Raw genomic sequence first — 18,387 nt, forward strand, 5'->3', positions numbered from 1 at the left:
GGGACGGCTCAAAAAATCGCCGGGCGACGGCGCGCGAGCGGGGCGAATGGGAGGTCCGCGCTTTTTCGGGCGCCGAGGCGCGCAGCCGCCGCGGCGAGCGCCTGCGACTTCTTCCAGGAGCTTTTGGCGAGGCCGTGCTCCGTCTTGTGCCAGTGGAACGGCCGCATGATGAGGTCGTAAAGAGCCGCCCAGGACGCCGCCGAAATCAGGATGTAATAGGGCAGGAGCAGCGGCAGGAAGAGCCATAGCCGCAGCAGCTTGCGCCGCTTCATGCCTAAGAGCGCGATCCAGACGATCGAGCCCGCGCCGAAAGCGGCGACGGAAAGCCAGAGCGTCGCCGCCACAGCCGAGATGATGTTGTCCGGATGCGGCAGTCCGAAGCGTGCCAGATCGACGATCACGACCCCGGTCAGGAACGGTCCGAACAGTGGGCCGATGACCAGATTGATCATCATCAGGGCATAGACCATCACGCCGGACCAACCGACTTCCTTGCGCAGCGCCGCCGGATTCCGGCTCAACGTGACGAAAGTCTGCATCCAGCCTTTCGACCAGCGCCGCCGCTGTGTGATCCACGCCTTGATCTCGGCCGGGGCTTCCTCCCGCGTCGTCGAGACGAGCGTCTCCGAGCGATAGCCGAAGCGGTCGAGCCTCAGCCCGAGATCGGCGTCCTCGGTGACATTCCATGGATCCCAGCCGCAGATCTTGCGCAGGACGTCGGTCCGAAAATGATTGGACGTGCCGCCGAGCGGAATCGGCAGCCGCAGATCGGCAAGGCCATGGGTGACGACGTCGAATAGCGCGGCATATTCGATCGCAAACAGCCGGGTCAGCCAGGAATCCTCAATATTGTCGATTGCGAGCTGGGCCTGCAGGCAGGCCGTTTGCGGCGGCGCGCGCAGGAAGCGTTCGGCGGCGTCGCGCAATTGCTGCGGGGCCGGGACGTCCTCCGCATCGAAGATCGCAACATACTCTCCAGCGACCAGCGAAAGGGCTATATTGAGCGCGCGCGGCTTCGTCCGCGGCCAGCCCCGCGGCGCGACGACGATCTCGTAGATCGGCGGCAGATCCAGCGCCTCCAGCGCGAGCCGCGTCGCGTCGTCATCCTCCTCGATCACCAACTTGATATCGAGTTTGCCGCGCGGATAGTCGATCGCGTCGAGCGCGGCGACGAGTTCGCGGACGATCCGCGCCTCCTTGTGCAGAGCGACGATAATCGAATAGGGCGGCAGCTGACGGTCGTAGACGCGAGAGACCAGGCCGGCGCGCGCCGGCTCGGCGCTCGCTGCGCCGGCGAAGAGACGCAAGCTGATCGCCGCCAGAAAAAGAAGCCCGGCGCCGATCGCCAGCGCCGCCGTCATGGGTGGGGCGAAGGCGCAGGCCAGTCCAAAGGTCGCGATCGCCGCGATGACGGCGCAGCACTGCGGCTCGGTCGCTCCGGCCCGCGCCGACAGTTGCGGGTAGCGGGTCGCAAGCGCGAGGCTGGCGTGACGAGCGATTAAAGGCGCGGCCAGCGCGCGAACAAGACGCGACATATTTGCCGGCGTCGTGATGGCGAGGCTGCCCGCCATCTCCTCGCCCTGGTCCTTGCGCCGCAGCAGGCTGCTCAGCGTCGCGCCGCGCGGCGCGACGAGCCAGCGCGGCCCCGGGCCGGAGAGGGGGGCGATTCCCGCAGAGATGGAATGGGGGTAGCGAACGCCGTCTCCGAGGGAGGCGTCCTTCTCGATGAAGGCGACGCCGAGATGCGCGGCCAGCGATCGATAGAAAAAGGATTCCGTGATGAAGCCGCCGGCGAGCAGCGCGGCCTCCGGGGCGACGCTTTGCGCCCGCGCAAGCTCTGCGGCCTCGCTGAGCAAGGCGGATGACGCTCCGAACGCCGTCAAAAAGACCAGTTCCGCAGGTAACGTGTCAGCCCGAAGGCTCTCCGTAACCGCTAAGTGCGAAAATGCGGACGGCGAAGAGGGCGGGCGCCAGACCTTTGGAGGCGAATGCGAAGCTGAACGCCAAGCTGTTTGCCGTGAAACGTTCTGCTGCGCCATTGTGAGCCGCCTACTGTGACGCTCTAGCTTGGAAGGTCAAATTATCTAAGTCAACAGTCGTTTTTTAGCAGACGAAAAAAAACAAATGTGACATAGTTGGGGCATGAAGCTTACTCGTGCTGCTGTCTCCCCAAAGGGTTGAAAAGTCAGGCGATCTGCTCGGGCAAGCTTTATTACTTAGGTGGTAAGCAACAAAATTATCCAGGGCGGAAAAAGGGACCGAGGAGATGTATCTCATTGCGGGGGCTTGCTTTTTAACTGGCATTATCTTTGGGCGTTGCTTTAAGGTTTATGTTCTCGCCCCAACATGCGCGGTCGTCTTTTTCGTCTCGCTGTTTATCGCTTATTCCGAGGCGCATTCCTTGCCGTGGGCGGCCTTCGACGCAGCGGTGCGGTTGGCGCTTCTTCAGCTGGGCTATGTGGGCGGCCTGATCGCTCCGGCTATTCCAAGTCTGTTGCAGTCGCGCGGGACGCGCCCTGCCGGCTTGAACCTCGCCCGCTCGTCAGGTCGGCGCGCCGATCGTCACCCTCTTTGAGTCCCCAAAGCCGGCCGAGACGCAATCTCCGATCAAGACGACGGCCCGGCGGGAACAAGCGCGTCCGTGCGCTTAAAGGTAAAATAAGCTGGAACGCGGCCTTCGCTCAGCGCCTTGGCTTCATAGCGGGTCGAGCCCCAGCCCGCCCACGGCTCGCGCCAGTCGCGCGCGCTCGCCGGCGCCCAGACGAAATGCGGCGACCGCAGGATGCGCGCAAGCGTCCAGCCGCCATTGTCGTCAATATCGGTCGCAAATCGCAATTGCGCCCCCGGCCGCATCACGCGCGCAAGACGTAGCAGCATGGCGTCACCGAGGAAACGACGTTTGCGCTGTCGCCGCTTCGGCCAGGGATCTGGGTAGAGCAGATAGACGCCGTCAAGGGCGCGGGCCGGCAGCGCCGCGATGACCGCGCGCGCGTCCCCCTCGTAAAGCCGCACATTTTGCAATTGCCCCTCTTCGATCAGGGCGGCCGCCTTGGCGACGCCGTTGCGAAACGGCTCGCAGCCGATGAAACCGGCGCCGGGATCCTGCGCGGCGCAGTCGGCGAGGTGCTCGCCGCCGCCAAAGCCGATTTCGAGCCAAAGCGAGGTGGGCGCCGCGCCAAACAGCGTCGCCGGATCAATCGGATTTGAGGGATCGACGGCGACCGCGGGCAGCACGGTCCGCATCAGCAAAGCATGGCGCTCCGTCAGCCGCTTGCCTCGCCTGCGGCCGTAGAGACCCGAAGGCCCGTCCGCTGCCGCGGGTTCGCCGCCGGGCTCGGATAAAGGCGCGGCGGCGCGGTCAGTCCCGCTTTTCTCCAAGACGGTTTTCATCCCGGCGCGCGATCGTTTCACATGGCTCCATGTGAAACGATCGCTGGTCTCTTAGTTGAGGCGACGCATTGGCGGCTTAGCCGGAGTTTTCGTCCGGATCAGGACAGATGCGCCTTGAGCTTGGGGCCGAGATCCGTGTTCTCCCAGGAGAAGCCGCCTTCCGCGTCCGGCGCGCGGCCGAAATGGCCATAGGCGGCGGTGCGCGCATAGATCGGGCGGTTCAATTGGAGATGCTCGCGAATGCCGCGCGGCGAGAGCCGCATGCTTTGGCCGAGCGCGGTCTCGATCTTGTCTTCGGCGACCTCTCCGGTGCCATGGGTGTCGACATAGATCGACAGGGGCTCGGCGACGCCGATCGCATAGGCGAGCTGGATCGTGCAGCGCGTCGCAAGTCCGGCGGCGACGACATTTTTAGCGAGATAGCGCGCCGCATATGCCGCCGAGCGGTCGACCTTGGTCGGATCCTTGCCGGAGAAGGCGCCGCCGCCATGGGGCGCCGCGCCGCCGTAAGTGTCCACGATGATCTTGCGGCCGGTCAGGCCGGTGTCGCCGTCTGGGCCGCCGATGACGAATTTGCCGGTCGGGTTCACGTGCCAGCTCGTGCCTTCGTCGATCCACCCCTCGGGCAGCGTTGACCGGATATAGGGCTCGACGATGCGCCGGACATCGTCTGAACTCAGCGTCTCGTCGAGATGCTGGGTCGATAGAACGATTTGGGTGACGCCGACCGGCTTGCCCTGAACATAGCGAAACGGTGACCTGGCTCTTGGCGTCCGGTCCAAGCTTTGCGGCTTCGCCCTGGCCGGATTTGCGCTCGCGCGCCAGCACTTCCAGAATTTTATGGGCGTAATAGAGCGGCGCGGGCATCAGCTCCGGGGTTTCGCTGCAGGCGTAGCCGAACATGATTCCCTGATCGCCGGCGCCTTCGTCCTTGTTGCCGCCGGCGTCGACGCCCTGTGCGATGTCGGCCGATTGCGCATGCAAAAGGATTTCGACGTTCGCAGTGCGCCAATGAAAGCCAGGCTGCTCATAGCCGATGCTCTTGATCGCGCCGCGCGCGGCCGCCTCGATGGCGTCCGTCGAGATCGCGGGGCCGCGCACTTCGCCGGCGATGACGACGCGATTGGTGGTCGCAAGGGTCTCGCAAGCGACGCGGATCTGATACGGGTCCATACCCGCGCGCGCGCCTTCACGAAAAAAAAGATCGACGATCTCGTCGGAAATCCGATCGCACACCTTGTCCGGATGACCTTCGGCGACCGATTCACTTGTAAATAAAAAATTCTCGCGAGCCATCAACCTCTCCGCAGACGACAAAAGCCCAGCGCGTCGCGCTCATTGGCCTAATGCGGAAAATCCATGACCGCGTTCTTTTTGTCAAGCGTTTTGCCCGGTAGCGTTCGTTAAAGCGAACGCCGGCTTTGAGCCGCCTGCCTAATTCTGCAAACTATCCTCTCCCTTGTCTTGATGCGGCGCCTCGGGAATGGAGTCATCGCCGGCGAGGGCCGAAATGAGATCGATAATCCGCTTGCGCACCTTCGGATCATGGATGCGCGCGAAAGCCATATTCAGGTGGAGGCCCTCGGCGGTCGACAGGAAGTCTGCGACATAGCTCGAATTCGCCTCCTCGGCGACGCCGCCAAGGGCCGGCGACCCGCCGGTGGCCGACGCTTCGAAAGATGGCGCGCCTTCGAAGAAAAAGGCCGGCGGCACGTCGAGCGTGCGCGAAATCTGTTGCAATCGGCTGGCGCCGATCCGATTCGCTCCCTTCTCGTATTTTTGCACCTGCTGGAAGGTCAAACCCAGCGCTTCGCCCAGTTTTTCTTGGCTCATGCCGAGAATGACGCGCCGCATCCGGACGCGGCTGCCGACGTGACGATCGATCGGATTTGGGATTTTTTTGGCTTTTTCCATAATCGCTGGCTGGTCGCTCATTAAACCTACCGTGTTCACAATAGTAGAACGATGTCCGTCCATTTACTTATACCATAGGTAGCCGAATGGAGGCATTGCAGCCTGGGCGATATAAACCCAACGCTGCTTATGACAAAAGACGAATATAATTAGATGACAATTGTTGCACTCTTGTCAAATGAGTCCTCCTCAAAAAAGCCATAATTCCCGCAGTGGTGCAGATAAGCCACAGCGCCAGGGGAAGGAAAAGGCCGTGGCGGGCATATAAGGGAGGATCGATCGCTTGCGGCAGCGCGCCTGTGACCAATCCTTCCACTCCCAGCGGCAGGCTTTCGGTGATTCGGCCATAAGGGTCGATGATCGCCGAAATTCCGGTATTGGCCGCCCGCAGCATGGGCAGGCCCTCTTCGATCGTTCGCAGCCGCGCCTGCGCGAAATGCTGATAGGGGCCGGCGGTGTGGCCGAACCAGCCGTCATCCGTGACGTTCAGCATAAGACCCGGCCGGGGCGCGCCCGGCTCCTGCGGCAGCGCCTCGCCCGGAAAAATCGCCTCATAGCAGATCAGGGGGGCGACCGGCGGCAGCCCCGGAACATTGAGGGTCCTGCGCCCCGGTCCCGCCTCGAAGCCGCCGGGAATCGAGACGAACTGCCGCAGGCCAAGCCGGGCGAAAGCCGCCTCGAACGGAAGATATTCTCCGAACGGGACCAGATGGCTCTTGTCGTAAGCGCCGATCAGGAGCCCGCCGCTGGCGATCAGCTGAATGGCGTTGAAAAACACCGGATGCTCCAGTCGCCCGGAGGCCGGCTCGAACCCATCGCCGCGATAGGACGGATCTTCCTCGGCGCGGGCGGCGCCGGTGGCGAGAATGACGCCCGGGGGCAGCGCCTCGCCGATCTGCGCCATCGCCTCGGGATCGCGCGACAGGATGAAGGGAAAAGCGGATTCCGGCCAAACGAGCAGCGTCAGATCGTTTGACTTCGCCTCGGGCGAGAGCGCCGATAGCTGCAGGTACCGCTCGACGATCTCGCGCTTATATTCCGGCCTGTATTTGTCGTCCTGCGCGAGGTTCGGCTGGATGATCTTGATCGCGACGCCGGGAACCTGCGGCGCCGGGGCCGGCGACGCGGCCAGCCGCCAGGCGCCAAAACCAAACAAGGCGGCAAGGGCCAGCAACGCCCCGCCGGTCGGCGCAAGCGAGCGGAGCGTCAGCGGCCGCGCTGCAAGCGTCGCCGGAGCGGAAAACAGGGCAATCGCAAGCAGCGTCAGGCCGTAAAGGCCGGTCAGGGACGCCGCCTGCGCGGTCAGAAGATTGCCGCCGAGGGCCATGCCGAAGGCGTTCCAGGGAAAGCCCGTAAACAAATGGCCGCGCAGCCATTCGGCCAGCGTCAGCGCAGCGGCGAACGTCAGGATGCGCGCGGGGCCCTGCGTCCAGAGAAGGCTGGCGAGGAAAAATCCGAGCGCGGGATAAAAGGCCATCGCCGCGGGCAGGCCGATGACGCCGAGCGGCATTGCCCAGACGAATTGGTCGGCCTCGACGAGGAAGGCCGCCCCGAGCCACCAGAGGCTGGCGAGGAAATAGCCAAATCCCCACCACCAGCCGGCGGCGAACGCGCGCCGCGCCGCCGCCGGAATCTTGCGCCAGACGCGAGCTGCTCCGCGCGGTTCGGCGGTTGGCTTGGCGTCAGGTCGAGAGACGGCGGCGTCGATCAGCCAGACCGCGCCCGTCATGGCGATCGCGAGCGCGGGCATAAGGCCGAAGGGCGCCATCGCCAGCGCGCCGACGGCCCCTGCCAGGAGGGCGATCAGGCGGCGGCGCCAGAGCGGGGCTGCGGCGATCGAGGCGGCGGGGGACAACATCAGCGGGCGGCCGGCGAGATGGAAGATGTGGTTTCAAGCGGCGGCGCCGCTGCTCGAAACCGCCAAAACTCAGGAGCGTCCTTCGGCGCCGTCCATCGCGCCCGTCTTCGACGACGTCGGTCCGCCGGCGCGGATCCGCACCCGTTTCACGCGTCTGGGATCGGCGTCGAGAATTTCGAACTCGATGTCGCCCTCGGTGATGATCTCGCCGCGGACCGGCACATGCCCGGCCAGCGTCGAAATAAGGCCGCCGACGGTTTCGACCTCCTCCGCGTCGCTGATCGCGGTGAGGTCAGCCTTGATCGCCTCCGAGACGTCTTCGAGCCCGGCCCTCGCGTCGACGATAAAGCTGCCGTCGGGCGCTTCCTCGATCTTCGGGCTCTCGTCGAAATCATGTTCGTCCTCGATGTCGCCGACGATCATTTCGACAATGTCCTCGATCGAGGCGAGGCCGTCGGTGCCGCCATATTCGTCGATGACGAGGGCCATATGGGTCCGCGTCGCCTGCATCCGGACGAGAAGATCGAGCGCCGGCATCGAGGGCGGCACGAACAGCACAGGGCGCAGCAGATTGGCTTGCGACAGCGGAATGTCGAGATCGGGAAAGGCCCAGAGCTTCGCCGCGGCGGGCTCGGATCGTGGCGCGAGCTCGCGGGGCTGCGCCGCGCCGGACGGCGTCTCAGGCGCGGCCTCGCCAAAATCCTGTTCGCCGCGATGGGCGGGTTCGGGAAGGCCGGCGGCGAAATAGGCGACGAGATCGCGGATATGGATCATGCCGCGCGGATCGTCCAGCGTGTCGCCATGCACCGGCAGCCGGGAATGACCGGCGGTGCGAAAGGTCGACAGAACATCGGCGAGGCTCATGTCCAGCGGCACAGCGACGATATCCGCCCGCGGGACCATCACGTCCTCGACCTGCACTTCATGCAGACCGAGCACGTTTTTCAGCATGGCGCGCTCCTGCGGGGAGACGTCGACCGCCGTCGAGGAATCGGCAAGAGCGTCCTGAATGTCGTCGCGGATCGAGGGGCCGCCGACCCCGAAGATGGAGCGCAGCCGGTCGAACAGATTGGGCTTGCTAGGTTGGGGTCGGTCGGTTCCGGCGTCGGCCGCCGGACTGTCGCGTTCGGTCATAATCGTCATTGTCACTCTTTGACTGAGGTCAGAGGCCCCTTAACGGGGGCCAGACCATCCTCGACTGACGCAAGCGGCTCCTGATAGGGGTCGTCGATCCCGAGTCGGGCAAGCACGGAGCGTTCCAGCGCCTCCATCGCCTCGGCGTCCGCCGCGGCAAGATGATCATAGCCGATCAGATGCAAAAATCCGTGTGCGATGAGATGGGCGACATGGTCGCGAAACGGCTTTCCCGCCTCTTGCGCCTCGCGCTCTGTGGTCTCATAGGCGATCACGATGTCGCCGAGGACGGGCGTTACGGCGATCGGGCCGCCGCTTGGAAAGGAAAGGACATTTGTCGGCTTGTCGACGCCGCGCCATTTGCGGTTGAGGTCGGCGATGAAGGCGTCGTCGCAGAAGACAATGCTGATTTCGGCCTCGGCGGCGAGCTTTGCGCCGCTTTGGCTGATCGTTTGTACGATCACGGTCTCAGCAAGGGTCGCCGGATCCTCAAAGGACTCCCAGGCTTCCGCCTCGACGGCGATATCGATGACCGGTTTCATCGTCGCGCCTTTTCGTCCTGCGTCCGGTGCGCGCTTTCATAGGCGCCGACGATGCGGCGCACGAGATCGTGCCGCACCACGTCGCCTTCCTTGAACTTGACATGGCCGACGCCCTCGACCCCCGCCAGAAGCTGGATCGCCTCGGCGAGGCCGGATTTCTGGCCAGGCGGCAGATCGGTCTGCGTCGGGTCGCCGGTGACGATCATGCGCGAGCCTTCGCCGAGCCGCGTCAGAAACATCTTCATCTGGATCGAAGTGGCGTTCTGCGCTTCGTCGAGCAGCACGCAGGCGTTGCTCAAGGTGCGCCCGCGCATGAAGGCGAGCGGGGCGACTTCAATCATGCCCGTTTGCATGCCGCGTTCGAGCATGCGCGGGTCCATGAAATCATTCAGGGCGTCGAAGATCGGCCGCAGATAGGGATCGACCTTCTCGCGCATGTCGCCGGGAAGAAACCCCAGCCGCTCGCCCGCCTCAACGGCCGGCCGCGAGAGGATTAGCCGCTCGACGGCGCCCTGTTCGAGCAGCAACACCGCATAGCCAACCGCGAGCCAGGTCTTGCCGGTGCCGGCCGGCCCTTCCGCGAAGACGAGTTCATGGCGTTTCAGGGTGCGCAGATAATGGTCCTGCGCGGCGTTGCGGGCGCGTACGGGCCCTTTGCGGCGAGTCCCGATCTGCTCGAAGGCGATGCGCCCGGCGTCGGCGTCCTTCGGAAACAGCGTGCCCTGCAGCGCTCCTTCCTGGATCGCGCCGTCGACGTCGCCGAGCGTCACGGCATGGCCGGTCCGCACGCGCTGATAGAGATTTTCGAGCACGAGACGGGCGTGCTCGCAGGCCTCAGGCGGGCCCTTGATGGTCACGAGATTGCCATTGGCGATGGCGGCGATCCCGAGCCTTCGTTCGAGCTTGGCGAGATTTTGGTCGTAATGGCCGAAGACGAGAGAGGCCAGCCTGTTGTCTTCGAAGGCGAGGTTGACTTCGGCGGCCTCCGCATCGGGCGCGGCGCGCTTGCCCTCGGTGCGGGCGGGAGGGATGGCGAGCGGAGTTGAACGATCGGATGGTTTCAAACGAGCCCTCGCGCGCTCTGTTCGGCGGCGGCCGGAGGCCGCGCCGTCGTTTCGGATGCGAGCTTGCCGAACAGGGAGTTCGGGCCGGTCGCCACGATCTCGACCGCGACGCTCTCGCCAATCAATTCGTCGCCGCCCTCGAGCTGAACGGCCTGAAGATAGGGGGATTTGCCGGCGATCTGGCCGGGATGGCGCCCGCGACGTTCGATCAGCACCTCAACCGTGCGCCCGACCATGGCGCGGTTGAAGGCCTGTCGCTGGCTCTCGATCAGCGCCTGCAGACGCGCCAGCCGCTCCGATTTCACGTCCTCGGCGATCTGATCGGTCCGCTCGGCGCCCGGCGTGCCGGGACGCGGCGAATATTTGAAAGAAAAGGCGCTGGCGTAGCCAACGTCTTCGATCAGTTGCAGCGTCGCCTCGAAATCCGCGTCCGTCTCGCCCGGAAAGCCGACGATGAAATCGGAGGAGAGCGCGATATCCGGCCGAGCCGCCCGGATGCGCCGGCAGAGCGCGATATAGCCGGCGCTCGTATGCTTGCGATTCATCGCCGCTAGAACGGCGTCCGATCCCGATTGCACCGGCAGATGCAGAAAGGGCATCAGCTTCGGCTGCGCGCGATGCGCCTCGATCAGCGCCTCGCCCATATCGTTTGGGTGGCTCGTCGTATAACGGATGCGCTTGACGCCGCTCGCGCGCGCAAGTTCCGCGCAAAGGGCGGCGAGATCGGCCTCGCCGCCGCGTCCGTCCGCGCCGTGATAGGCGTTGACGTTCTGGCCGATCAGGGTCAGCTCGCGCACGCCCGCGGCTGTGAGCGCGGCCGCTTCTTCGAGAATGGCCGCGACGGGACGCGAAAATTCCGCGCCGCGCGTATAGGGCACGACGCAGAATGTGCAGAATTTGTCGCAGCCTTCCTGCACCGTGACAAAGGCGCTGACGCCGCGCTTGCGCGTTTCGGCCGGCGTCGGCCGCGCCAGAAAGCCGAATTTGTCCTCAACCGGAAAATCCGTATCGACGACATGCTTTTCGCGCTCGGCCCGGCGCAAGAGCTCCGGCAGGCGGTGATAGCTTTGTGGGCCGACGACGACGTCGACGGCGCTCTGGCGGCGATGGATCTCGGCGCCCTCGGCCTGAGCAACGCAGCCGGCGACGACGATCTTCGTTTTTCGCCCTTCGACCGCGCGAAGCGCCTTCAGCTCGCGCAGACGCCCAAGCTCGGAAAAAATCTTCTCTGAGGCGCGTTCGCGGATATGGCAGGTGTTGAGGATGATCAGATCGGCGTCTTCGGGGCCGGCGGCGGCGCCATAGCCCTCGCGGCCGAGCAGATCGGTCATCTTCTGCGAATCATAGACGTTCATCTGGCAGCCGAACGACTGCACGAACAGCTTTCGCTCCTGCGGCGGGCTGTCTTCGGCCGCTGGCGCACCGCGCGCCTCGTTTGGCCGTATCCTCAGATCGCCGATGTCGGACATCATCCCCTAAAACTTAAAAGCCTAATCACGCTTCATGCCTGCGCCTTGTTCGCGCGTCCATGCTCTCGCATCTTTACTCTAAAGCGTTGTGACGTTCTGCGAAACAGCGGTGTTTGTCAGAGTTACGGCGCGAGGTCCAGCCGCATCAGCAGGGCGCTCGCCGGGCTTGCGTCCTCTTTGCGGTAATAGGCCTTGCGTTCGCCGACCTCATGAAACCCGTTCGACGCATAGAGGGCGCGCGCCGGGGCGTTGCCGGTTTCGACCTCGAGAAAGAGCCGGGCGACGCCGCGCGCGCTGAGGCGCGGCAGATGGGCGGCGATCAGCGTCGCCGCGACGCCGGACCGGCGATGCTCAGGCGCGACTGCGATGGTCAGGATTTCGGCTTCATCCGCTGCGGCGCGCGACAGGATCATGCCGCAAAGCCCCTCGTCCGCGTCGATCGCGCCGTCCGCGACGACTTCGGCGGCGACCAGCAATTGCTCGAAGTCGGATTCGGTCCAAGGATAGGCGAAGCTCTCGGTATGGATCGCCGCGCATTCCAGGCTCCGCTCCGCGCCGATCGGCCGATAGGCCGGCGGCTTGACGAACATGCGGAAGACCGACTGGCGGGTCATGGAGCGGCCTCGGCGAGAACGCTTCCGCTTTGCGGCTTCGCGTCGGCCGCTTTGAGATAGAGCGGTCGCGGCGGCGCAAGATCGGGATCGCCGAGCAAGCCGAGACGGGCGACGAAGATAATGTCTGGAACGAGGGCTTCCGCTGTGACCTCGACCGCAACGCCAAGCTTTTCCGCTTCGATCGCGACAAGCGCTGCGCCCGATCCGACGAGTTGCGTTGTCTCGCGCCGCCTCTCCTCCTGTCGCAAGGCCTCGGCCGCCTCGCGCGCGGAGGCGAGTCGCGGCGTGACCAGCGCGCGGCCGTCCGATTCGAACGCCGCGAAATAGACATTCCCGTGCCTTGCGTCGATCGCGACGGCGACGGGGCCGGGAGTCTGATGAATGATGAGCGGAGCGGCGAGGGCGGCGAGCGTCGAAACGCCGACGACCGGGATCTCGCAGGCGAGCCCGATGGCGCGGGCGGCGGCGAGGCCGACGCGCAATCCGGTGAAGGAGCCGGGGCCGACCGTCACCGAAACGCGGCCAAGCTCCGAGAATCCGCCCTCGACCCGCGCCATGACGCGGTCAACCAGCGGCAGCAGCGCCTCGGCGTGGCCGCGCTCCATCGCTATGGTTTCGAGCGATTCGAAATCGGGGTCCTCGTCATCGATCACGCAGGCGGAAACCGCCTGCAACGCCGTATCGATCGCGAGAATCTTCACGATAGCCCGCCCTTCCAAAAGGGGCGCGGCGCAGTTTCGTCAGATGGATTCGACCGACTGCACATCCGGCACATAATGCTTGAGAAGATTCTGGATGCCATGCTTCAGCGTCGCCGTGGAAGACGGGCAGCCGGAGCAGGAGCCTTTCATCGCCAGATAGACGATGCCGTCGCGGTAGCCACGAAACTTGATGTCGCCGCCATCATTGGCGACCGCGGGGCGAACATGGGTTTCGATCAGCTGCTTGATCGCCGTGACCGTTTCCGCGTCGCTTTCTTCGAAAAATTCCCGCTCGCCGGCGTCGGGCGAAACATGCGCATGCTCATTGAGAAGCGGGTCGCCGGACAGGAAATGCTCCATGATCGCGCCAAGCACCGTTGGCTTCAGCTCCTGCCAATCCTCGTTTGCGTTGGTGACGGTGATGAAGTCGGAGCCGAAGAAAACGCCCTTGACGCCGTCGAGCTCAAACAACGCCTCGGCCAGCGGCGATTGGCGCGCGTCCTCAGGCTCCTTGATGTCGAGCGTGCCGGCGCTCATCACCGGGCGGCCCGGCAGGAATTTCAGCGTCTTGGGGTTCGGGGTGGTCTCAGTCTCGATGAACATGGCTCTCTCCAGAACGTCCGGTTCAAGGCCGGAGCTCCCTGCGGCCGCGCGACGCGTCAAAGCGCGCGCGCAAGCTCGCCCCAAATAAATAAGCATGTGGATAAAAGAAAGCGAGCCTGATCTCGCGCGGTCTCCGGCGGAGAGACGCTGAGCCCGCTAGCGGGCGATCGTTGCGGCCGAGGCGCCTTCGTTGAGGCGCAGCCGCCCGGTCATCGGGCGCGAGGCGCCGTCGCCGGCGTTGACGCGAACCGGGCCGCCGCCATTGGCCCAGCCATTATCCGGCGAACCGCCGCGCGGCCCGAAGCCGACCCGCACATGCCCGCCGACCCAGATGCAGGTCGAGCTATTGGCGACTGCGGAAAAGCCCGGACCATATTCAGCCTCGCACCGCGCTTGCGCCACGCGCTCGGCCTGGCCGGAGGGAAGATCCCCAGCCCGCGCGGAGGCCCCAAGAGCAATCAGGCTGCAGCCGACGCTCGAAGCGAACAGGAGGCCTTTTTTCAGCAAAATCATATCGATTCCCAAAGCCTTCATTTGCCGCTGAGTCGGCTTTTATGTGTCTTTATAATGGGGCGATTTGATGATCCCTTAACGTTGGCTTAGCCAATCGCCGATGCTCGCCTGCACCAACGCGAGCGCGGCGACCGCCGCCGTGTCGGCGCGCAGCACCCGCGGGCCGAGCGAAAGACGGACCGTCCGCGGGGCGGCGAGCAGCGCTTTTCGCTCGTCTTCGTCAAAGCCCCCTTCGGGACCGATCAGCACCGCGAGGCCGCCGCCGGGATTTGATTCGCGCGCCGCCCGCAGCGCCGCGACCGGGTCTTGTTCCGGCGCATCCTCATCGCAAAACACCAGCAGCCGATCCGGGCTCCATTGCGCCAGCGCGGCGTCGAGGCGGATGGGAGCGATAATTTCGGCGACGGACAAGACGCCGCATTGCTCCGCCGCCTCGATTGCGTTGGCTCTCATCCTGTCGAGATTGATCCGCTCGGCTTGCGTGCGCCTTGTCAGCACCGGGCGAAGCTGTCCGGCGCCCATTTCGACCGCTTTCTGCACCATATAGTCGAGCCGGGCGTGTTTCAGCGGCGCGAAGAGATAATGCAGATCGAAGGGCGGCGGCTGCGGGCGAAGCTGCTGATCAGCGGCAAGGACTGTCGACCGGCGCCCTTCCGTCTCGATCCTGGCGCGCCACTCGCCGTCGCGGCCGTTGAAGGCGAGGATTTCCGCGCCGTCCTTGAGACGAAGCGCATTTCGCAAGTAATTGACCTGCGGCGCTTCGAGAGAAACGCGGGCCTGCGGCGCGAGCGGCGCGTCGACATAAAGCCGCGGGGAAGCAAAATCATAGCGCGCCATCACGAAATCCAGGTCAAGACATAAGGATCTGTACAATCTCCGGCGCGCGCGCCAAAATTCGGCGCGAACTTGCTAGGATGCGCTTGTCTTTGCTATGGACTCTGTGGGCAAAGCGCCAAGGCCGCGCCGCTCAAAGGCGGGACCACGCGAAATCGAAAAGGCGCCGCCTTTTCGAACCGATGGGCCACCGCGCCAATTTGCGCCAACCCTTATGCCAGGGCAGAATCAGAAGGCTCAAAACCATGCTTGCGCCTAGTCTCCTCCGTCCCGCCCGTCATGCGGCGGCGCTTCTTGTGCTCTCGATCGCCCTTGCCGCGGCCGGAGCGGCGCGGGCCGCCGACTGCAACGAAGACATCGCTGCGCTGACCCAGAAGCGTCAGGGCATCATCGATCAGTTGAACGGCCTCGCCAAGGGATCGAAAACCCACCAGCTCGATCCGGCGGCTTCCTGCCCAAAGCTTAAGGCGCTGGTCGGCGCCGAGCGTCAGCTCGTCGATTATTTCACCAAGAACAAGGAATGGTGCAACGTTCCCGACAGCGCGATCGAGAACATCACCGCAAGTTCGCAGAAGACTGGCGCCGTCGCGACCCAGGCCTGCAAAATCGCCGAACAGATGAAAAAGGCGCAGGAACAGCAGGCGACCGGAAGCGGCTTGCCGCAGGGCCAGAAGCTTCCAACCGGCCCGCTTTGACTAAAGCCCCGCCGGCGGGGCAGGGCGGCGACCCATCCGGCGGCGTGGCGCATCTGCCCGACGCTGTCGGGAACTCGCTCATCGCGAGGCTCGCGCCAAAATCCTTTGCGCCCTTCCTCCAGCTCGCGCGCATCGACCGGCCGATCGGCTGGCAGCTGCTTGTGCTGCCGTGCTGGCAATCGAGCGCGCTCGCCAGCGCGCATCAGGGCGCGGCCCCGCGTCTTGGCGATCTCGCTCTGTTCCTGATCGGCGCGATCGCGATGCGCGGCGCGGGCTCGACCTATAACGACATCGTCGACCGCGACATCGACGCCAAGGTGGAGCGGACGCGTCTGCGCCCGATTCCGGCCGGGCGCGTCAGCATCGCCGCCGCCGCCGCATTTCTCGCCGCGCAATGCCTTGTCGGCCTCGCGGCGCTGTTAAGCTTCAACCGCTTCGCCATCGCGCTCGGCTTCGCCTCGCTCGGCTTCGTCGCCATCTATCCTTTCATGAAGCGCGTCACCTCCTGGCCGCAGGCGGTGCTCGGCGCGGCCTTCGCCTGGGGCGCCCTGATGGGCTGGGCGGCGGCGGAAGGATCGCTCAGCCTCGCGCCCGTGCTGCTCTATTGCGGCGCGATCGCCTGGACGATCGGCTATGACACGATTTACGCGCTCCAGGATGTGAAGGACGACGCGATCATCGGCATAGGCTCGACGGCGCGGTTCTTCGGCGAGCATGTCGGCGCGGGCGTCGCCTGTTTCTACGCTGCGGCGGCGGTCTTTGCGGGCGCCGCGCTGTTCGCCGCGGGCGTTGGCGGGCTGGCGCTTATCGGACTCGCCGGCTACGCGCTGCATCTTTTCTGGCAGCTAGCGCAGCTTCGCGCCGGCGGAGGGCCCCGCCTCGCCGGCGCCGAGGCGCTGCGCCTGTTCCGTTCAAACCGCGACGCTGGCTTCATTCTGTTCGCCGGTCTTATCGCCGAGTCGTTGCGGCTCGCGCTGGCCGGGTAGCGCTATGAGGGCGCTTCCCGTCGGGACGCGGTTCGACAGAAGCGAGCGGATCAGAACGGCGATGGTCGCGCCATTATGCAGCGTTGCGGTCACGCGCGCCGGCAGTAATCCGGCGACGGCTCCGATCAGGATGGCCGTATTGGCGCCGACCGCCACGCGGAAATTGGAGCGGATCAGCCGCATCGTCTGCTGGGAAACCTCGAGCATCGTCGCGAGCGAGTCGAGCCTGTCTTCGATCAGTACGATATCGGCGGTGGCGCGGGCGATGTCGGCCGCTCGGGGCATGGCGACGCCGACATCCGCCGCCATCAGCGCGGGACCGTCGTTGACGCCGTCGCCGATATAGGCGACGCGGGCGCCCTTGGCCATTAATTCGCCGATGATGCGCGCCTTGTCTTCCGGCTGCTGCTCATAGAATACGTCGTCCATGCCGAGCGCGTCGCCGAAAGCGATCGCCTTGGCGCGATGGTCGCCGGTGATCATCACGAGGCGTTTGACGCCAAGCGCCCGGAGACGGGACAGCGTCGAGAGAGCCTCCGCGCGAAGACTGTCGCGCAGGGCGAACACCGCGAGCGGACGGTTTTCCTGCGCCGCGAACAGCAGCGATTTTCCTTCCGCGCGCAGCTTAGCCGCCAGCGCGCGTTGCGGCGCGAAGGAGATATGCTCGTCGTCCTCGAGAAAATGCCGGCTGCCGAAGCACACAGTCTCGCCGTTCACAGCACCCTCGACGCCATGGCCGACGATGAAATTCACTTCCTCATGCGGGATATGCGCGAGATGACGCTGCTGCGCCAGATCGACGATGGCGCGCGCGATCGGGTGGGCCGTATGCTCGCCGAGCGAAGCGACGATCGCGACCGCGAGGTCCTCGTCGACGTCCGGGCGCAGCGGGCAAATGTCGGTGACGTCCAGCGTGTTCTGCGTCAGCGTCCCGGTTTTGTCGAAGACGACCGTGTCGACGCCGGCGAGAATTTCGATCGCCTGCCCGCTCTTGACGAGGCATCCCTGCCGCGCGGCGCGATACATCGCGCTTTTGAGAGCGATTGGCGTGCCGAGTTTCACGGTGCAGGAATAATCGACCATGAGCACGGATTCGAGCCGCCGCCAGTCGCGCGTCAACGCGAGAACGCCCGCCGCCGACGCCAGCGTGATTCCCACGCGGCGGTCGGCCATGGCGTCGGAGACCGACTGAATTTCCGCCGGCCGTTCGAGCGCCTCCTGGATATAGCGGGTAATGCGGCCGGTCGTCGTGCTGTCGCCGACCCGGTCGGCGCGGATGACGAGCCGCCCATCCGTAATGATTCCGCCCGCGAGGGCGACATCGCCCGGCGCGCGCGGGATCGGCAGGCTTTCGCCCGTGACGGCCGCCTGGTCGACATAGGCGTCGCCTTCGATGATTTCTCCGTCGACGGGAATGGTTTCGCCGACGCCGACCGCCACATGTTCGCCGCCCCTCAGCTGCGCAAAGGGGATTCGTTCGAGTTCGCCGCTTTCCCGCTTGACCCAGACGTCGGCCGGCTGCTGGCGCAGCAGCGAACGCAAAAGTTCGTCCGAGCGCTCGACTGTGGTCGATTCGATATAGGCGGCGAGGGCGACAAGGAAGCGGGTGAAATTCGCGGTGACATATTCGCCGCGCAGAGTCGGCAGGCCGATCGCCAGCGCGTCAAGGACCTCGACCTTCAGCCCATGGGTCGCGGCCGCGGCGCCGCGCAAAATCGTTCCCGCCACATTGACGAATGTGACGGCCGCGGCCAGGGGCCTTGGCGCCATCATTGAGACGAAAAGACTTGCGGCGGTCAGGATCAGCGTGTGCCGGTCAGAGCTTTCCGGCTGCTCCCACGGGGCCGCCCCGGCGGGGGGATTTGCGGCGAGGGCGAGAATCTTTGCGCGCGTTTGGGGGAGGCCGTCATAAGCGGCGGTCAGCGCGGCGCAGCCCGGATTGATCCGAACCGCAGTGACCCCCGGCGCGCGCCGCACCGCGGTCGAGGCGCGCGCCAGATCTTCAGGTCGCGACGCCAACCGCAGGCGCAGGCGCTGCGGCAGTTCATGAATAATCCGGACCATGAAGGA

17 protein-coding genes and 1 pseudogene are annotated in these 18,387 nt (G+C 65.1%); 3 read left to right on the forward strand and 15 right to left on the reverse strand.

The annotated features are described in order from the left end of the window. Positions 1 to 8: 8 nt before the first annotated feature. Positions 9 to 1,883 (reverse strand): glycosyltransferase, encoded by a 1,875-nt coding sequence (locus MSIL_RS14685; protein WP_049768185.1) that lies wholly within the window; start codon positions 1,881 to 1,883, stop codon positions 9 to 11. Positions 1,884 to 2,266: 383 nt separating this feature from the next. Between MSIL_RS14685 and MSIL_RS14690 the strand changes: the two genes are divergently transcribed. Then, entirely contained in the window at positions 2,267 to 2,575 is a 309-nt protein-coding gene (locus tag MSIL_RS14690; RefSeq protein ID WP_012591875.1) for a hypothetical protein, read from the forward strand. Between the two features lie 32 nt (positions 2,576 to 2,607). On the opposite strand, the gene trmB is transcribed toward MSIL_RS14690, so the two are convergent. The 13 genes and pseudogenes from trmB to MSIL_RS14755 all read right to left on the reverse strand — a co-directional run bounded on the left by trmB (position 2,608) and on the right by MSIL_RS14755 (position 14,639). Beyond that, positions 2,608 to 3,390, reverse strand: coding sequence for a tRNA (guanine(46)-N(7))-methyltransferase TrmB (trmB, locus tag MSIL_RS14695; protein ID WP_012591876.1), 783 nt, complete (start codon positions 3,388 to 3,390; stop codon positions 2,608 to 2,610). A 98-nt stretch (positions 3,391 to 3,488) separates the two neighbouring features. Continuing rightward, positions 3,489 to 4,686: pseudogene (gene metK / locus MSIL_RS14700) on the reverse strand (methionine adenosyltransferase). Between the two features lie 138 nt (positions 4,687 to 4,824). Further along, the gene (locus MSIL_RS14705) at positions 4,825 to 5,325 is read right to left on the reverse strand and encodes a helix-turn-helix domain-containing protein (protein ID WP_012591877.1); all 501 of its coding nucleotides are present in this window, start codon (positions 5,323 to 5,325) and stop codon (positions 4,825 to 4,827) included. A 106-nt stretch (positions 5,326 to 5,431) separates the two neighbouring features. Next, positions 5,432 to 7,162, reverse strand: a complete 1,731-nt coding sequence (gene lnt, locus MSIL_RS14710) for an apolipoprotein N-acyltransferase (RefSeq protein WP_012591878.1) — start codon at positions 7,160 to 7,162, stop codon at positions 5,432 to 5,434. 69 nt (positions 7,163 to 7,231) lie between these two features. Continuing rightward, the gene (locus MSIL_RS14715) at positions 7,232 to 8,305 is read right to left on the reverse strand and encodes a hemolysin family protein (protein WP_012591879.1); all 1,074 of its coding nucleotides are present in this window, start codon (positions 8,303 to 8,305) and stop codon (positions 7,232 to 7,234) included. Between the two features lie 2 nt (positions 8,306 to 8,307). Further along, positions 8,308 to 8,838, reverse strand: a complete 531-nt coding sequence (ybeY, locus tag MSIL_RS14720) for an rRNA maturation RNase YbeY (protein WP_012591880.1) — start codon at positions 8,836 to 8,838, stop codon at positions 8,308 to 8,310. Beyond that, positions 8,835 to 9,869: a PhoH family protein gene (locus tag MSIL_RS14725; RefSeq protein ID WP_041369269.1), complete on the reverse strand. Its 1,035-nt coding sequence runs from the start codon at positions 9,867 to 9,869 to the stop codon at positions 8,835 to 8,837. Before MSIL_RS14725 ends, ybeY begins: the two co-directional genes overlap by 4 nt. Positions 9,870 to 9,898: 29 nt before the next feature. After that, the gene (miaB, locus tag MSIL_RS14730) at positions 9,899 to 11,371 is read right to left on the reverse strand and encodes a tRNA (N6-isopentenyl adenosine(37)-C2)-methylthiotransferase MiaB (RefSeq protein WP_012591882.1); all 1,473 of its coding nucleotides are present in this window, start codon (positions 11,369 to 11,371) and stop codon (positions 9,899 to 9,901) included. Between the two features lie 122 nt (positions 11,372 to 11,493). Beyond that, positions 11,494 to 11,985, reverse strand: coding sequence for a GNAT family N-acetyltransferase (locus MSIL_RS14735; protein WP_012591883.1), 492 nt, complete (start codon positions 11,983 to 11,985; stop codon positions 11,494 to 11,496). Next, positions 11,982 to 12,686, reverse strand: coding sequence for a tRNA (adenosine(37)-N6)-threonylcarbamoyltransferase complex dimerization subunit type 1 TsaB (tsaB, locus tag MSIL_RS14740; protein WP_012591884.1), 705 nt, complete (start codon positions 12,684 to 12,686; stop codon positions 11,982 to 11,984). Before tsaB ends, MSIL_RS14735 begins: the two co-directional genes overlap by 4 nt. Before the next feature lie 39 nt (positions 12,687 to 12,725). After that, positions 12,726 to 13,289, reverse strand: coding sequence for a NifU family protein (locus MSIL_RS14745; protein ID WP_012591885.1), 564 nt, complete (start codon positions 13,287 to 13,289; stop codon positions 12,726 to 12,728). Between the two features lie 156 nt (positions 13,290 to 13,445). Then, complete coding sequence (locus MSIL_RS14750; RefSeq protein ID WP_012591886.1) at positions 13,446 to 13,802, reverse strand: hypothetical protein; 357 nt, start codon at positions 13,800 to 13,802, stop codon at positions 13,446 to 13,448. Between the two features lie 75 nt (positions 13,803 to 13,877). Continuing rightward, the gene (locus MSIL_RS14755) at positions 13,878 to 14,639 is read right to left on the reverse strand and encodes a 16S rRNA (uracil(1498)-N(3))-methyltransferase (protein ID WP_012591887.1); all 762 of its coding nucleotides are present in this window, start codon (positions 14,637 to 14,639) and stop codon (positions 13,878 to 13,880) included. Positions 14,640 to 14,881: 242 nt separating this feature from the next. On the opposite strand from MSIL_RS14755, the gene MSIL_RS21070 reads away from it, so the two are divergent. Further along, on the forward strand, positions 14,882 to 15,331 hold the full coding sequence (locus MSIL_RS21070; protein WP_012591888.1) for a hypothetical protein: 450 nt from the start codon (positions 14,882 to 14,884) through the stop codon (positions 15,329 to 15,331). Beyond that, positions 15,328 to 16,317, forward strand: a complete 990-nt coding sequence (gene ubiA, locus MSIL_RS14765; protein WP_012591889.1) for a 4-hydroxybenzoate octaprenyltransferase — start codon at positions 15,328 to 15,330, stop codon at positions 16,315 to 16,317. The genes MSIL_RS21070 and ubiA overlap by 4 nt, the downstream gene beginning before the upstream one ends. Here ubiA and MSIL_RS14770 read toward each other — a convergent pair. Beyond that, positions 16,243 to 18,381 carry a heavy metal translocating P-type ATPase gene (locus MSIL_RS14770; protein WP_012591890.1) on the reverse strand — a complete coding sequence of 713 codons (2,139 nt, stop codon included), beginning with the start codon at positions 18,379 to 18,381 and terminating at the stop codon, positions 16,243 to 16,245. The genes ubiA and MSIL_RS14770 overlap by 75 nt on opposite strands. Positions 18,382 to 18,387: the final 6 nt, after the last annotated feature.

Origin of the sequence: Methylocella silvestris BL2 (assembly GCF_000021745.1) — a bacterium.
Lineage (GTDB): Bacteria > Pseudomonadota > Alphaproteobacteria > Rhizobiales > Beijerinckiaceae > Methylocapsa > Methylocapsa silvestris.

What these genes read in the sequence shown, in the direction of transcription:
- MSIL_RS14690 (WP_012591875.1), top strand. Translation starts at nt 2,267, where the DNA reads ATGTATCTCATTGCGGGGGCTTGCTTTTTAACTGGCATTATCTTTGGG.
- trmB (WP_012591876.1), bottom strand. Translation starts at nt 3,390, where the DNA reads ATGAAAACCGTCTTGGAGAAAAGCGGGACTGACCGCGCCGCCGCGCCT.
- MSIL_RS14705 (WP_012591877.1), bottom strand. Translation starts at nt 5,325, where the DNA reads ATGAGCGACCAGCCAGCGATTATGGAAAAAGCCAAAAAAATCCCAAAT.
- lnt (WP_012591878.1), bottom strand. Translation starts at nt 7,162, where the DNA reads ATGTTGTCCCCCGCCGCCTCGATCGCCGCAGCCCCGCTCTGGCGCCGC.
- MSIL_RS14715 (WP_012591879.1), bottom strand. Translation starts at nt 8,305, where the DNA reads ATGACGATTATGACCGAACGCGACAGTCCGGCGGCCGACGCCGGAACC.
- ybeY (WP_012591880.1), bottom strand. Translation starts at nt 8,838, where the DNA reads ATGAAACCGGTCATCGATATCGCCGTCGAGGCGGAAGCCTGGGAGTCC.
- miaB (WP_012591882.1), bottom strand. Translation starts at nt 11,371, where the DNA reads ATGTCCGACATCGGCGATCTGAGGATACGGCCAAACGAGGCGCGCGGT.
- MSIL_RS14735 (WP_012591883.1), bottom strand. Translation starts at nt 11,985, where the DNA reads ATGACCCGCCAGTCGGTCTTCCGCATGTTCGTCAAGCCGCCGGCCTAT.
- MSIL_RS14745 (WP_012591885.1), bottom strand. Translation starts at nt 13,289, where the DNA reads ATGTTCATCGAGACTGAGACCACCCCGAACCCCAAGACGCTGAAATTC.
- MSIL_RS14750 (WP_012591886.1), bottom strand. Translation starts at nt 13,802, where the DNA reads ATGATTTTGCTGAAAAAAGGCCTCCTGTTCGCTTCGAGCGTCGGCTGC.
- MSIL_RS14755 (WP_012591887.1), bottom strand. Translation starts at nt 14,639, where the DNA reads ATGGCGCGCTATGATTTTGCTTCCCCGCGGCTTTATGTCGACGCGCCG.
- MSIL_RS21070 (WP_012591888.1), top strand. Translation starts at nt 14,882, where the DNA reads ATGCTTGCGCCTAGTCTCCTCCGTCCCGCCCGTCATGCGGCGGCGCTT.
- MSIL_RS14770 (WP_012591890.1), bottom strand. Translation starts at nt 18,381, where the DNA reads ATGGTCCGGATTATTCATGAACTGCCGCAGCGCCTGCGCCTGCGGTTG.